The sequence below is a fragment of the Massilia sp. Root335 genome (assembly GCF_001425685.1).
Taxonomy (GTDB): domain Bacteria; phylum Pseudomonadota; class Gammaproteobacteria; order Burkholderiales; family Burkholderiaceae_D; genus Telluria; species Telluria luteola.
This window is the reverse complement of sequence record NZ_LMCY01000043.1, coordinates 133,702-147,801: the sequence shown is the minus strand read 5'-3', so window position 1 is coordinate 147,801 and position 14,100 is coordinate 133,702. Positions and strand designations below refer to the sequence as shown.

Genomic DNA, 14,100 nt, shown 5'->3' with positions numbered 1-14,100 from the left:
TGCTCTCGGGCGACCCCGCGTGGGGTAGAATGCGGGGTGCGCGAACACGCCGTCCGCGGCGTTGCCATATAAACAAAGATAACAAGATCGTCCAGGGTCGAGGCCCCCGGTAGTTTAAGGATAGCAATGAAACGTGTTGATGATTTCCGCCTGCGTTTGGGCAGCAAGGAATACGTGCCCATCATGATCGGCGGAATGGGCGTGGACATTTCCACGTCGGAATTGGCGCTGGAAGCTGCGCGGCTGGGCGGTATCGGCCACATTTCCGATGCGATGGTGCCGGACGTGTCGGACCGCAAGTTCGACACCAGCTTCGTCAAGGAAAAGACCAAGCTCTACAAGTTCAACATCAACAATATGGACAAGTCGGTCGTCCAGTTCGACCTCGAACGGCTGGCCGAAGCGACCCGCCTGCACGTGGGCGCGACGATGGCGGCGAAGAAAGGCGATGGCCTGATCTTCGTGAACTGCATGGAAAAGCTGACGATGAATGCGCCGAAGGAAACGCTGCGCACGCGTCTGTCGGCGGCGCTCGACGCAGGCATCGACGGCATCACGATGTCGGCCGGCCTGCACCTGGGCTCGTTCGAACTCATCAAGGACCATCCGCGCTTCCGCGACGCCAAGCTGGGCATCATCGTCTCGTCCGTCCGCGCGCTGCAACTGTTCCTCCGCAAGGTCTCGCGCCTGAACCGCAACCCGGACTACATCATCGTCGAAGGCCCGCTGGCCGGCGGCCACCTCGGCTTCGGCATGGAAGACTGGAAGGACTACGACCTGCACACGATCATGGACGAGATCCATGCCTACCTGAAGGCCGAGCAGCTCGACATCCCCCTGATCGCGGCCGGCGGCATCTTCACCGGCAGCGACGCCGTGTCGTTCCTGGAAAAAGGCGCGGGCGGCGTGCAGGTCGCGACGCGCTTCACGGTCACCCGCGAATGCGGCCTGCCGGACACGGTCAAGCAGGAATACTTCCGCGCCAGCGAGGACGACATCATCGTCAACGGCGTCTCGCCGACGGGCTATCCGATGCGCATGCTCAAGCAGACGCCGGCGATCGGCTCGGGCATCCGCCCCGGCTGCGAATCGTACGGCTACCTGCTGGACGCAACGGGCAATTGCGCCTACATCAATTCGTACAACCGCGAAGTGCAGGCCAATCCGGGGCAGAAGAACGTGCAGGTGTTCGACAAGACCTGCCTGTGCACCCACATGCGCAACTTCAATTGCTGGACGTGCGGCGCGACGACGTACCGCCTGAAGGACACGACGCACAAGCTGTCCGACGGCACCTACCAGATCCTGTCCGCCGAACACGTGTTCAAGGATTACCAGTTCAGCGTGGACAACCAGGTGGCACTGCCGCCGCGCCAGGAAGCGGCGGCCTGACGGACTGACACGGAACGGAAGTCCCGTTCGCATGGTCCAATGCAGATCATTCGCGAAACCGGGAGCGCCGCATGTCAGACGCCGAACCGCCCAGCCGCTGCGTCTTCCTCACCGACGGGACCGGCACCATCCAGGCCTGGAACGATGCCTGTCTCGCGCTGTTCGGCGTCCCGGCCGACCAGGTCCTCGGCCGCCCCATCACGACCTTGTTCACCCCGGCCGGGCGCGACGTCTGGAGCGCGGGCTGGAGCGCCGTCGCGGGCCACGCCGAAGGGGCCGAACTGCACGTCGACCTCCACTGCGCGAACGGCCGCGTGCTGGAAGGCACGCTGACCCTCGCGCCCCAGTTCGACGGCACCGGCAAGCCGCAAGGCTGCGCCGTCGCCGTGGCCACCGGCCGCGAACGGGGCGGGACGGAAGCGGACCGGGTGGCGCGCACGCCGCTGTCCGCCATCGTCGACATGTTCCCCGGCACGTTTTACGCGATCAACCGCGACGGCCGTTTCGTGCTCTGGAACCATAACCTCGAGCGGGTCACCGAGCTGTCCCCCGACGAGCTGGGCGCCACGCGCGCGCTGGACCTGATCGACCTGGGAGAACGCCCGACCGTGTCCGCCGCCATCGACAGGATCTTCGCGACCGGTGAAGAAGCCAGGCTGGAGGTCGACTACGTCTCCAGGAGCGGCCGCGAGGTTCCCATGGTGCTGTGCGGCGCGCGGGTGCGCTGCGACGGCGGCGAATACCTGCTCGGCATGGGCGTGGACATCACCGAACGGCGCGCGCGCGAACAGCAGTTGCGCCTGCGCGAACGCGCCCTGCACGCGGCCAGCAACGGCATCGTGATCACCCGGCTGGACGGCGGCCAGAGCGTCATCGAATACGTGAACCCGGCCTTCGAGCGCATCACGGGCTACCCGGCGGCGGAGATCATGGGCACGGACCCGCGCTTCATGGCCGCGCCCGGCATGGACCTCGGCGAACGCGCCCAGCTGCGCGAGGCGATCGCGGCGCGCGTGGGCGCGAAGGTCGTGCTGCGCAACCTGCGCAAGAACGGCGAAGTGTTCTGGAACGACCTGAGCATCACGCCCGTGCAGGACGACCACAGCGTCGTCACCCACTACATCGGCGTCATCACGGACGTCACCGCCACCATGCTGCGCACGGCCCACCTGGAACACGAGGTCAACCACGACGCGCTGACGGGCCTGGCCAACCGCAACCTGCTGTGGGACCGGCTCGAACAGGCGCTGCACCTGGCCCAGCGCCACAAGTCACTGGTGGCCACCGTGCTGATCGACCTCGACAGCTTCAAGGCCATCAACGACACGTTCGGCCACGAGGCGGGCGACGTCGTGCTCAAGGTCGTGGCGCGCCGCCTGCAGGCCTCCGTGCGCGACAGCGACACGGTGGCGCGCATGTCCGGCGACGAGTTCGTGCTGATCCTCGCCAACCAGCCGTCGCTGCGCTTCACGCTGCGCATGGTCGACCGCCTGCGCCAGAGCTTCGCGATTCCCGTCGCGTTCAACAACCGCGAAATCCCCGTGGGCGCCAGCGTCGGCGTGTCGCTGTACCCGCACGACGGCAACACCGCGGCGGAGCTCGTGCGCGCGGCCGACCTCGCCATGTACCACGGCAAGGGCAGCGGCCACAACGATGTCCATTTCTTCTCGGCCGACATGAAATCGACCACGGAGGCCAAGCACCGCATCGAACTGGCCCTGCGCGACGCGCTCGACAACGACGAGCTGTTCCTGCTGTACCAGCCGCGCGTGACCGTGAACGGCAACCGGGTCGCGGGCTTCGAGGCGCTGCTGCGCTGGCGCCATCCCGACCAGGGCGTGCTGCCCCCTGCCCGCTTCCTCGCCGAAGCCGAGGAGAGCGGCGTGATCGTCCCCATCGGCCAGCGCGTGCTCGACCATGCCTGCGCCTTCGCCGCCCAGCTGCGCGCGGCGGGGTTCGAGGACGTGCCCGTCACCGTCAACGTCTCGCACCGCGAGTACTGCCAGCCCGGCTTCCTCGCCTGCCTGGCCGACCGCCTGACACGCCACCGGCTGCCGCCGCACAGCCTGCAGCTCGACCTGCGCATCGACGGGCTGATCCGCAATCCCACCCTGGGGCGGGAGTTGGCCGACCAATTGCATACGCTGGGCGTGGACCTGTCCGTCGACGGCTTCGGTGCCGGCCTCTGCGACCTCGGCTACCTGCAGCAACTGGCGGCCAGCCAGGTCAAGCTGGCGTCGGCCACGATCCAGGCGCTGATGGACGGCGGCCAGGCGGTGGCCAAGAGCCTGATCGACATCGGGCACAACCTGAACATGTCCGTGGTGGCCGAGGCCGTGGAAACCCGGCCCCAGCTGGAATTCCTGGAATCGCATGGCTGCGACCAGTTCCAGGGCGTCTGGTTCAGCGGCCCGCTGGCGGCGGAAGCGGCGCAGAAGATGCTGGAGGAACAGCTGCCGGCTTAACCCTCGCTGGTGATCCGCTTGATCAACGCGCCGAGCACATCCTCCGCCATGTCGTTCGACACCTGGCACGTGCCCGCATTCTCGTGCCCGCCGCCGCCGTATTCCAGCATCAGGGCGCCGATATTCGTCTTCGACGTGCGGTTGAGAATCGACTTGCCCGTCGCGAACACGGTGTTCTGGTTCTTGAGGCCCCACAGCACGTGGATCGAGATATTCGTTTCCGGGAACAGCGCATAGATGATGAACCGGTTGCCCGCATAGATCACGGGCTCTTCGCGCAGGTCGAGGACGACGAGGTTGCCGTGGACGCGGGCGCAGCGGCGGATCTGCGCCTTGCACTGCTCGCTGTGCTCGAAATACAGCCGGGTGCGCTCCTGCACGTCGGGCAGCTGCATGATCTGGTCGATGCCGTGGTTGCGGCAGTAATCGATCAAGTCCATCATCAGCTGGTAGTTCGAGATGCGGAAGTCGTGGAAGCGGCCCAGCCCCGTGCGGGCGTCCATCAGGAAATTCAGCAGGTTCCAGCCCGTCGGATCGAGCACTTCCTCGCGCGTGAAACGGGCCGCGTCGCCCTTGTCGACGGCGTCCATCATGTCGCGCCAGGCCGCCGGGAAGGCGCGCGTGGCGCCATAGTGGTCGTAGACGACGCGTGCGGCCGACGGCGCCTTCGGATCGATCACGTGGTTGTCGCGCTGGCCCGTGTTGCGGATCGTTTCCGACAGGTGATGGTCGAACGCCAGGTGCGCCCCGGCAACGTAAGGCAGGTTCGTCGTGATGTCGCGCGCGCTGATGGCGATTTTGCCATCCTGCATGTCTTTCGGGTGGACGAACAGGATCTCGTCGATCAGGTCCAGGTGCTTGAGGAGGACGGCGCAGACGAGGCCGTCGAAATCGCTGCGGGTAACGAGACGGTAACGCTGAAGAACGGCAGACATCGGCAAACCCCTTTCATGTCGCAAATGACGGATGGGCTGGCGCAGCCAGGACGTCGTGCATCATACCCCGCAAAATTGTCAATTAACAGTTTTTCTATACGTCATCACGGCGTCATGAACCTGTGCATTCCAGGACCCGAAACGTGCAGGCTGTCGCAAACAGGTGGTATCGCGCGCGTCCAACAACTAAAGTTGCAACATCCCAACAGTGGTCGCCCACTGTGCCAGCGGTTACACTCGGCGCACCTTTTGATAAAGATCAGCTTCATGCAAACACGGCGTTCTACTCAGCAAGCCTTCTCGAACACCCTGTCGGTGCTGTACCGTGTCTTCGATGCGGTCGCCACGTGGGTGACGCAACTCTCGTGGTGGAAATTTTTCCTGTTCGCCGCGCTGATGCTGGTTTCAGGCAAGATTCTGCAGGATGAATTGTTCTCCGGCAGCGACGAAGAGATCGCGCTCACGAACCACAAGCAGCGCGCGCCCGAGCCGACCGTGACGATCGACGACAGCGGCATCCACATCAATCCCGGCAAGAACAGCCGGCGCGGCACGATCACGATCAATCCCGAAGTCGAGGCCGCCAAGGCGGAAGCGGCGGCGAAGGCGGCGGCCGCCGCCCGTGCCGCGGCCGCCGGCAAGAGCGAGGACGCGCAGGCCAGGGCCGATGAAGCAGCTGCCGCCGCGGAAAAAGCGGCCGATGCGGCAGACCGGGCGGCCGACAGCGTAGCGCCGGCGGAACCCGCCGTACCCGCGTCGCCGGCGCCCCCCGCCCCGCCCGCGCCGGCCGCCGGCAAGGCCGGCCACCCGGTCGCGAAGACCGTGCGCGGCGCGAACGGCGAGGAAGTCCACATCGACCTGCCGCCGCAAATCGGCGAGGAATTGTCGAATGCCATCGAGGCGGCCGTCGACGACGCGGCCGAGGCCAAGGCACGCAGCTACCACAAGCAGGCGTCGACCTGGTTCACGAGCTTCGTCTGGCTCCTCATCCTCGCCCTGTTCGGCACCAAGGCGCTCGTGGGCGGCAAGAAGCGCGCGGAGGCCGAGATGCAGTCCGCGACGGCCGCCGCCGAGCGCGAGTCGATGCAGCGCCAGCTGTCCGAGGCCAAGATGCAGGCCATGCAGGCGCAAGTCGAGCCGCACTTCCTGTTCAATACGCTGGCGTCCGTCGAGCACTTGATCGAAACCAATCCGCCGCGCGCGTCCGCCATGCAGCGCACCCTGATCCAGTACCTGCGCGCCGTGCTGCCGCAGATGCGCGACAACAACCTCGTGACGAACCTGGGGCGCGAAGTCGACATGGTCAAGTCCTACCTCGACCTGCTCAAGATGCGCATGGAAGAGCGCCTGACGGTCGAGCTGCACGTGCCGGAGGGCCTGCGCAGCGCCGCGTTTCCGCCGATGATGCTGCAATCGATGGTCGAGAACGCGATCAAGCACGGCCTCGAATGCAAGCCCGAGGGCGGCCACCTGGCCGTCTCGGCGGAAGTGGTCGACAGCAGGCTGCGCGTGACGGTCGCCGACGACGGCGTGGGCTTCGGCGTCGTGCCCAGCAAGGGGACCGGCCTGGGCCTGTCGAACATCCGCGAACGCCTGAAATTGCTGCATGGCGACGGCGGCCAGCTGCACATCGCGGCCAACAGCCCGAGCGGCGTGATCGCGACCATCGAAGTGCCGTACCAGCTTGCACCCAAGTAATCATTCCGGGTATTGCTTGTACCGACAATTCGTTGAATAATCGACACTCCGCCACTCCGACACTGTCCCGACCCGACCATGCCTACCGCAATCATTGCCGATGACGAAAGACTGATGCGCGACCTGCTGCGCACCCGATTGTCCCAGGTGTGGCCCGACCTGCAGATCGTCGGCGAGGCGAAGAATGGCGACGAGGCCGTGCAACTGGTCGACGAGCTGCATCCCGACCTGACCTTCCTCGACATCCGCATGCCGGGCAAGACGGGCATGGAAGCGGCGCGCGACATCGGCGACGCCAGCCAGGTCGTGTTCGTCACCGCGTACGACCAGTACGCCGTCGAAGCGTTCGAGCGCGGCGCCGTCGACTACGTGCTGAAACCGCCCGAGCCGGAGCGCCTCAAGATCACCGTGGAGCGCCTCAAGGAACGCCTGGCGACGCCGGCGCAGGCCGCCAGCGCGTCCGTCCACGTCAGCGATACGGTCACGGCGATGCTGTCCCAGCTGGCCGAAAAGATCGCGGCACCGAAACCGAAATACCTCCAATGGATCCAGGCCAGCATCGGCCAGGACCTGCGCATGATTCCCGTCGAGGACATCCTGTTCTTCCGTTCGGACGAAAAATATACCTGCGTCCAGACCGAGAAATTCGAGGCCCTGATCCGCAAGCCCGTGCGCGACCTGGCCGACGAGCTCGATCCGGCACTCTTCTGGCAGATCCACCGGGCCACGCTCGTCAACGTCAACGCCATCGAAGGCGTCACGCGCGACATCCGCGGCCGCCACCTCGTGCTGATCAAGGGCCGCTCCGACAAGCTCGAAGTCAGCCGCAGCTTCCTGCACCTCTTCAAGCAGATGTAGGCACGCCGGCCCGATTGTCGGGCATCAAGCCGGACGTTTGCATGGCGGGTAAGGTAGATGCCGGACCCGCCCAGCGGGTCGTTTTCTATCCAGCATTCTCGAATGAAACGACCGCGCCGCCCCCGCGTTTCCGGCAGGTCCGCGGCCTGGTTCCTGACCGGGCTCGCGGCCGGCTGCTGGCTGGGAAGGCGCGCTCATGGGGAGCCCGACACCGTGCCGGCCAGCCGTCAGATCGTCAACCACGTCAGCGAAGCCATCATTTCCGCCGACCAGTCGAACACCATCGTCATGGCCAACCCGGCCGCGGCCGCGCTGTTCGGCACCAGCGTCGAGCAGATGGTGGGTAGCTCGCTGGGCCACTACATCGAAGGCCCCGCCGAGGCGGCGGGCTCCTCCACCGAACCCGTCGATTATTTCCGTCCCGGCAGCGGCCGCGCCGGCCGCCGCGCCACCGATTACACCGTCACGGGCGTGCGCGGCGACGGCGAGCGGTTTCCGATCGAGGGCTCGATCTCGCGCGCCAACGCCGGCGCGCCGTTTTATACGGTGGTCATGCGCGACGTCAGCGAACGCCGCCGCGTGCAGGAAAAGCTGAGCCGCTCGAACGACCAGCTGCGCCAGCTGTCCGCCGCCCTGCAGACCATCCGCGAAGAAGAACGCACCCACATCGCGCGCGAACTGCACGACGACCTCGGCCAGCTCCTCGCGTCGCTGCGCATGGACCTCACCCTGCTGCAACAGGCCGACGGCACGCCGGGCGACAGCCTGCGCCTGATGCACGGCATGGAAGACAACCTGCTCACCGCCATCACCTCGCTGCGCCGCATCGCCACCAACCTGCGCCCGCGCGCGCTCGACGAAGGCGGCCTGTATTTCGCCCTGCAGGGCCTGCGCGACGATTTCGTCGAACGCTACGCCATTCCCACCACCCTGCTGGCGGACGAGTCCGAGCTGCGCCTGGACGACGCGGCCAGCACCGCCATCTTCCGCATCGTGCAGGAGGCGCTGACGAACATCGCACGGCATGCGGAAGCGACGCGCGTCATGATGAACCTGTTCCGGCTGAACAGCGACCTCCTCATCACGATCCGCGACGATGGCCGCGGCATCCGCCCGGAAGACATGGAAAAGGCGGAATCCCTCGGCCTGATCGGCATGCGCGAGCGGGTCTGGGCCATGAAGGGCGAGATCACGATCGGCGCCGACGAACCGCAAGGGACGCGCATCGACATCGTGCTGCCGCTGCACGACCATCTCGTGTAACGACGCCGTCACATATTGATGACATCGCAAGTGTGGTAACGCTACAACATTTCACTGTGTCATCAAATCGACATATCGCTTCGATAAGATTCGTGCCGATCAAGCAAGTGATAACGACATCGCTTGAGTCGAACGACATCTTATTGGAGAAACCTGAATGCAAGTCAAACGCCTGGCCGCCGCCTCGGTTGCTACCCTGATCGCCGCTGCCCCGCTGTTCGCAAAAGCCCAGACCAACGTGACGCTGTACGGCGTCGTCGACGCCGCCGTCGAATCCGCCGATTCCGGCGGCCCGGAAGGCCGCCAGACCCGCGTCCAGTCGGGCGACCTGTCGGGCAGCCGCTTCGGCTTCCGCGGCACGGAAGACCTGGGCAACGGCCTCAAGGCCATCTTCAACCTGGAAGCCGGCGTCGCGGTCGACACCGGCGCGCAAGACTCGGCCGGCCTGTTCCAGCGCCGCGCCGTCGTCGGCCTGGAAGGCGCGTTCGGCACCGTGACGCTGGGCCGCGAATACTCGCCCATCGCCGCCGTCGCCGGCGCGACCGACGAATTCGGCCAGGGCTTCTACGGCAGCAACCTGTCGGGCTTCGGTTCTGGCCGCGTGACCCGCCGCCTGGCCAACTCGGTCAACTACAAGAGCGCCTCGTTCAACGGCTTCGACCTGCTGGCCGCCTACTCGGCCGGCGAAAAGGGCACCGGCCCGTCGGGCGACCTGAAGGGTATCGGCGCCGAATACAAGCTGGGCGACCTGTACCTGGGCGCCGCCTACCAGACGTACAAGCGCGTGTCGTCGGGCGACGACAAGGAATACGGTGCCGGCGTCGCGTACAAGTTCGCCGAAGTCGGCGGCCTGGAGATCAAGGCCAACTACCTGTCGGCCGATCCGGACGGCGCGAACAACAAGTTCAAGCAGTACAACCTGGGCGCCGGCTATCCGTTCGGCCCGAGCAAGGTCTATGTGAACGTGCAGCAGAACAAGCTGGAAAACGGCGCCAAGGGCAATGCCTGGGCACTGGCCTACAGCTACTCGCTGTCGAAGCGTACGAACCTGTACGCGTCGTACGCCAGCCTGAACAACAACGGCCTGGCCACGTTCGGCCTGAACTCGGGTTCGAACAGCCTCGCACCGGCCGCGACGTCGCTGGGTGCCGATCCGTCGGTGTTCACCGTGGGCATGCGCCACACGTTCTAAGCACGCCGCCATCCGCGTGGGCACAGCGTGCCCACCCTACGGCCAAGCGCGCGGCCATCCGCGTGGGCACGGGGTGCCCACCCTACGCAGAATCAAACCGTAAGGTGGGCTCCCTGAGCCCACGCGTTGCGTTTACAAACAGCAAACGTCATTTGAGCCGGCAGGTCAGCATCCAGTAATAGGTCAGCCGCTCGATCCGGATCTCGCGCACCGCGCCGCCGAGCCGCTTGCGCAGCGCGCTGTCGGCCGGATAACTCTTCGGCAGCTCGAACCGCTCGCCGTCCGGCGCCGCGACGATTTCATACGTATTGCCCTGCGCATCCGTGCGCGCAATGGTCGTGCTGCTGCCCTCGACATAAACATCGTCCAGCAGGATCAGCGTGACGTCGTGGCCGAGGCGCGCGCGCAGCCGGGCCAGCAGCGCATCCTGCTCGTCGCGCTTGAGGTGCGACCACCAGAAGCCGATGAAGACGCAGGAAAACGTGCCCAGGTCGTCCGGGAGGTCGAGGCCGTCGACGCGCCGGAACGCGACCTTGCCCTCCGGGAAGCGGCGGCGCTGCGCCCGCTCCAGCATCTCGTCGAGGATGTCGGTGGCCAGCACCCTGTCCGCCGTCGCGCCGATCACTTCGGTCCAGTAGCCGGAGCCGCAGGCCAGTTCCAGCACGGTCTGCCCGCGCACCAGTTGCGCGATGCGCTCGCGCACCTGGGACAGGTCATTGGCGCGTTCCGCCCGGGAAAGCGCCGCGTCGGCGGCCTGCGTGCTGCTCGCGTAGTAGCGCGCGACCGGATCATTCTTGCGATTCATATCAAAGCTCGTAATTGTCGCTGGTGCCGCGCATGGCCGATTCGACCATCTTGCGGTTGAGCGTGGGCGCCAGCAGTTCGATGAAAGTGTAGATGTAGCTGCGCAGGTAGGCGCCTTGCTTGACGGCCACGCGCGAGATGTTCATGCCAAACAAATGGCCGACGGGAATCGCGCGCAGGTTGCGGTCGCGCTCCTGGTCGAAGGCCATGCCGGCGATGATGCCGATGCCCATGCCCAGTTCCACATAGGTCTTGATGACGTCGGCGTCGATGGCTTCCAGCAGCACGTCCGGCTTGAGGTTGCGCAGTTCGAACGCGTGGTCGATCTTGCTGCGGCCGGCGAACGCGGCATCGTACGTGATCAGCGGGTAGCCGGCGATCTCTTCCAGCGAAATCGCCTTCGATTTCGTCAGCGGATGGTCGGGCGGCACGACGAGGACGTGTTCCCACTGGTAGCACGGCAGCGTGATCAGGCCGTCGACGGCCGCGATGGATTCCGTCGCGATGGCGAGGTCGGCCTGGTCGTTCTTGACCATCTCGGCGATCTGGCGCGGATTGCCTTGCAACAAAGACAACCTGACCTTCGGATAGCGCTGCATGAACGCCTGCACCACCTTCGGCAGCATGTAGCGCGCTTGCGTATGCGTGGTGGCGATGGTGAAGCTGCCGCTGTCCTGGGCTGCGTATTCCTTGCCGATGCGCTTGAGACTGTCGATCTCCTGCATGACCAGCTCGACCGACTGCAGGACGAGGCGGCCGGGCTCCGTCAGGCCGCGGATGCGCTTGCCATGGCGGGTGAAGATGTCGACGCCAAGCTCTTCCTCCAGCTCGATGATGGCTTTCGATACCCCGGGTTGCGACGTGAACAACGCCTTGGCGGCGTCGGTCAAATTGAAATTCTGGCGGACCGCTTCGCGCACGAAACGTAGTTGGTGTAGGTTCATTGCCCTTATCTTGTCAATCCGATCCCGCATTTTACAAGCTTGCTTATACCGCAGGCTCATATAAGCAAATAAATTCTCCGTCGTTTGGAATATAGCTGGAATTTATTAATATTCGGGATAGTTTACCGAGCTTGAAACCGTCGCGAGCGGCAGCAGTTCCGGCTGGGAAGCGCAGCTGTACTTCGGTACGGCGCGCCTCACAGGGCCAGGCGCCCCCACCAAAACTGCAACGCGCAGCAGGTTTCCCCAGAGAAGGGTCAGCATTGACCCGCTCCTAAGGATCTTGAACATGTACCGTTACGACCAATACGACCATCTCATCGTGCGTGAACGCATCGCCCAGTACCGCGACCAGGTACGGCGCCGTCTCGCCGACGAGCTGACCGAAGAAGAATTCCTGCCGCTGCGCCTGCAGAACGGCCTGTACATGCAGCGCCATGCCTACATGCTGCGCATCGCCGTCCCGTACGGCCTGCTGTCGACGGCGCAGATGCGCATGTTCGCGCACATCGCGCGCAAGTACGACCGCGGCTATGGCCACTTCACGACGCGCCAGAACATCCAGTTCAACTGGATCGAGCTGGAGCAGACGCCGGACATCCTGGCGGACCTCGCCTCCGTCGAGATGCACGCGATCCAGACGTCGGGCAATTGCATTCGTAACACTACGACGGACGAATTCGCCGGCGTCGCGGCCGACGAGCTCGTCGATGCGCGCCCGTACGCCGAGATCATCCGCCAGTGGAGCACGTTCCACCCCGAATTCATCGCCCTGCCCCGCAAGTTCAAGATCGCGATCAATGGCGCAGTGGAAGACCGCGCCGCCATCGCCGTCCACGACATCGGCCTGACGGCCGTGCGCAACGACGCGGGCGAAGTCGGCTTCAAGTTCATGGTCGGTGGCGGCCTGGGCCGTACGCCGATCATCGGCAGCGTGATCAACGATTTCGTGCCCTGGCAGCACCTGCTGACGTACACGGAAGCGATCATGCGCGTGTACAACCAGTTCGGCCGCCGCGACAACAAGTACAAGGCCCGAATCAAGATCCTCGTCAAGGCCGTGGGCGCCGAGGAATTCGCGCGCATGGTCGAGGCCGAATTCGCCGACCTCAAGGACGGTCCGGAAACGCTGACCCGCGAGGAAGTCGAGCGCGTGGCCCAGTGGTTCAATCCGAAGCCCTACCTGACCCTGCCGAACATCGATCCGCGCGCCGAGCACGCCGGTGATAAAGCCTTCGCCAACTGGCTGCAGCGCAACGTCAAGCCGCACAAGGTGCCGGGCTATGCGTCCGTCGTGCTGTCGCTCAAGAAGACCGGCGTGCCGCCGGGCGACGCGACCGCGGAACAGATCGATTTCGTGGCCGACCTGGCCGACAAGTACAGCTTCAACGAACTGCGCGTGACGCACGAGCAGAACCTCGTGCTGGCGGACGTCGAGCAATCGAAGCTGTTCGAAGTCTGGCAGCAGGCCAAGGCCCGCGGCCTCGCGACGCCGAACATCGGCCTCCTGACCGACATGATCTCGTGCCCGGGCGGCGACTATTGCTCGCTGGCGAACGCGAAATCGATCCCGATCGCGGCCGCCATCGCCGAGCGTTTCGACAACCTCGACTTCCAGCACGACATCGGCGACATCGAACTGAACATCTCCGGCTGCATCAACGCCTGCGGCCACCACCACGTGGGCCATATCGGCGTGCTGGGCGTGGACAAGGACGGTTCCGAGTGGTACCAGGTGTCGATCGGCGGCGCCCAGGGCAATGAATCGGCCATCGGCAAGATCATCGGCCCGTCGTTCTCGGCAACGCAGATGCCGGAAGTCGTCGGCCGCCTGCTGGAGGTGTACGTGAAGAACCGCGTCGACGGCGAACGCTTCGTCGACGTGGCGCAGCGCCTCGGCGTCGCGCCGTTCAAGGAACATGTGTATGCCACGCCGATCCCGGCCGGCGAACTGGTTGGGGAAGACGAATATGCCTAATTTCGAATTGCACTCGCACAAGCAGATCATCAAGCACCGCGAAGTGGTCGACGACGACTGGAGCGTCCTGAAACTCGTCGACGACGCGGCGCCCGAGGGCATCGAGGTCCCGGCCGGCAAGATCATCGTCCCCGTGAAAGTCTGGCTGGCCCAGCGCGAGCAGCTGGCTGCCCGCGCGGCGCGCAAGGAAATCGGCATCTGGTTCGCCTCCGACGAGCTGGCGCACACGGTCAAGGACGACCTGGACAAATTCGCCGTCGTCGCCGTCGACTTCCCGAAGTTCAGCGACGGGCGCGGGTATTCGATCGCCTACAACCTGCGCAAGCGTCTCGGCTACCAGGGCGAGCTGCGCGCGATCGGCGACGTGCTGCGCGACCAGCTGTTCCAGATGGTCCGCTGCGGCTTCAACGCCTATGCGACCCGTCAGGACCGCAACATCCATGACGCGCTGAAGGGCCTGACGGTCTTTTCGGAGACCTACCAGGCATCCGTCGACAACGCACTGCCGCTGTTCCGCCGCCACGCGCGCGGCGCACTGCCCGAGCACAGCGACGTCGGCGCCGGCATCTGA

At 65.2% G+C, this 14,100-nt stretch carries 12 protein-coding genes; 8 read left to right on the top strand and 4 right to left on the bottom strand.

Annotated elements, in window-relative coordinates:
* The first annotated feature begins 126 nt into the window (after nt 1-126).
* Together ASC93_RS21945 and ASC93_RS21940 are read left to right on the top strand one after the other, a co-directional pair.
* Nucleotides 127-1,392: a nitronate monooxygenase gene (locus ASC93_RS21945; protein ID WP_056447453.1), complete on the top strand. Its 1,266-nt coding sequence runs from the start codon at nt 127-129 to the stop codon at nt 1,390-1,392.
* A 71-nt stretch (nt 1,393-1,463) separates the two neighbouring features.
* Complete coding sequence (locus ASC93_RS21940) at nt 1,464-3,857, top strand: bifunctional diguanylate cyclase/phosphodiesterase (protein WP_056447451.1); 2,394 nt, start codon at nt 1,464-1,466, stop codon at nt 3,855-3,857.
* Here ASC93_RS21940 and ASC93_RS21935 read toward each other — a convergent pair.
* The gene (locus ASC93_RS21935) at nt 3,854-4,792 is read right to left on the bottom strand and encodes a hypothetical protein (RefSeq protein ID WP_056447643.1); all 939 of its coding nucleotides are present in this window, start codon (nt 4,790-4,792) and stop codon (nt 3,854-3,856) included. The two genes, ASC93_RS21940 and ASC93_RS21935, sit on opposite strands and share 4 nt — an antisense overlap.
* 267 nt (nt 4,793-5,059) lie before the next feature.
* Here ASC93_RS21935 and ASC93_RS21930 point away from each other — a divergent pair, with 267 nt between their 5' ends.
* The 4 genes from ASC93_RS21930 to ASC93_RS21915 all read left to right on the top strand — a co-directional run bounded on the left by ASC93_RS21930 (nt 5,060) and on the right by ASC93_RS21915 (nt 9,803).
* Nucleotides 5,060-6,490 carry a sensor histidine kinase gene (locus ASC93_RS21930; protein ID WP_056447449.1) on the top strand — a complete coding sequence of 477 codons (1,431 nt, stop codon included), beginning with the start codon at nt 5,060-5,062 and terminating at the stop codon, nt 6,488-6,490.
* A 78-nt stretch (nt 6,491-6,568) separates the two neighbouring features.
* Nucleotides 6,569-7,348: a LytTR family DNA-binding domain-containing protein gene (locus tag ASC93_RS21925; protein WP_056447447.1), complete on the top strand. Its 780-nt coding sequence runs from the start codon at nt 6,569-6,571 to the stop codon at nt 7,346-7,348.
* Between the two features lie 102 nt (nt 7,349-7,450).
* The gene (locus ASC93_RS21920) at nt 7,451-8,611 is read left to right on the top strand and encodes a PAS domain-containing sensor histidine kinase (protein ID WP_082548249.1); all 1,161 of its coding nucleotides are present in this window, start codon (nt 7,451-7,453) and stop codon (nt 8,609-8,611) included.
* A gap of 157 nt (nt 8,612-8,768) precedes the next feature.
* Entirely contained in the window at nt 8,769-9,803 is a 1,035-nt protein-coding gene (locus tag ASC93_RS21915) for a porin (RefSeq protein ID WP_056447445.1), read from the top strand.
* A 148-nt stretch (nt 9,804-9,951) separates the two neighbouring features.
* Here ASC93_RS21915 and ASC93_RS21910 read toward each other — a convergent pair whose 3' ends face one another.
* The 3 genes from ASC93_RS21910 to ASC93_RS31065 all read right to left on the bottom strand — a co-directional run bounded on the left by ASC93_RS21910 (nt 9,952) and on the right by ASC93_RS31065 (nt 11,815).
* On the bottom strand, nt 9,952-10,608 hold the full coding sequence (locus ASC93_RS21910) for a class I SAM-dependent methyltransferase (RefSeq protein WP_056447443.1): 657 nt from the start codon (nt 10,606-10,608) through the stop codon (nt 9,952-9,954).
* A 1-nt stretch (nt 10,609) separates the two neighbouring features.
* A complete protein-coding gene (locus ASC93_RS21905) occupies nt 10,610-11,551 on the bottom strand; it encodes a CysB family HTH-type transcriptional regulator (RefSeq protein ID WP_056447441.1) in 942 nt (313 codons plus the stop codon).
* 105 nt (nt 11,552-11,656) lie between these two features.
* Entirely contained in the window at nt 11,657-11,815 is a 159-nt protein-coding gene (locus tag ASC93_RS31065) for a hypothetical protein (protein WP_157202069.1), read from the bottom strand.
* 25 nt (nt 11,816-11,840) lie between these two features.
* Between ASC93_RS31065 and ASC93_RS21900 the strand changes: the two genes are divergently transcribed.
* Both ASC93_RS21900 and ASC93_RS21895 read left to right on the top strand, forming a co-directional pair.
* The gene (locus ASC93_RS21900; RefSeq protein ID WP_056447440.1) at nt 11,841-13,529 is read left to right on the top strand and encodes a nitrite/sulfite reductase; all 1,689 of its coding nucleotides are present in this window, start codon (nt 11,841-11,843) and stop codon (nt 13,527-13,529) included.
* Entirely contained in the window at nt 13,522-14,100 is a 579-nt protein-coding gene (locus tag ASC93_RS21895; RefSeq protein WP_056447439.1) for a DUF934 domain-containing protein, read from the top strand. The genes ASC93_RS21900 and ASC93_RS21895 overlap by 8 nt, the downstream gene beginning before the upstream one ends.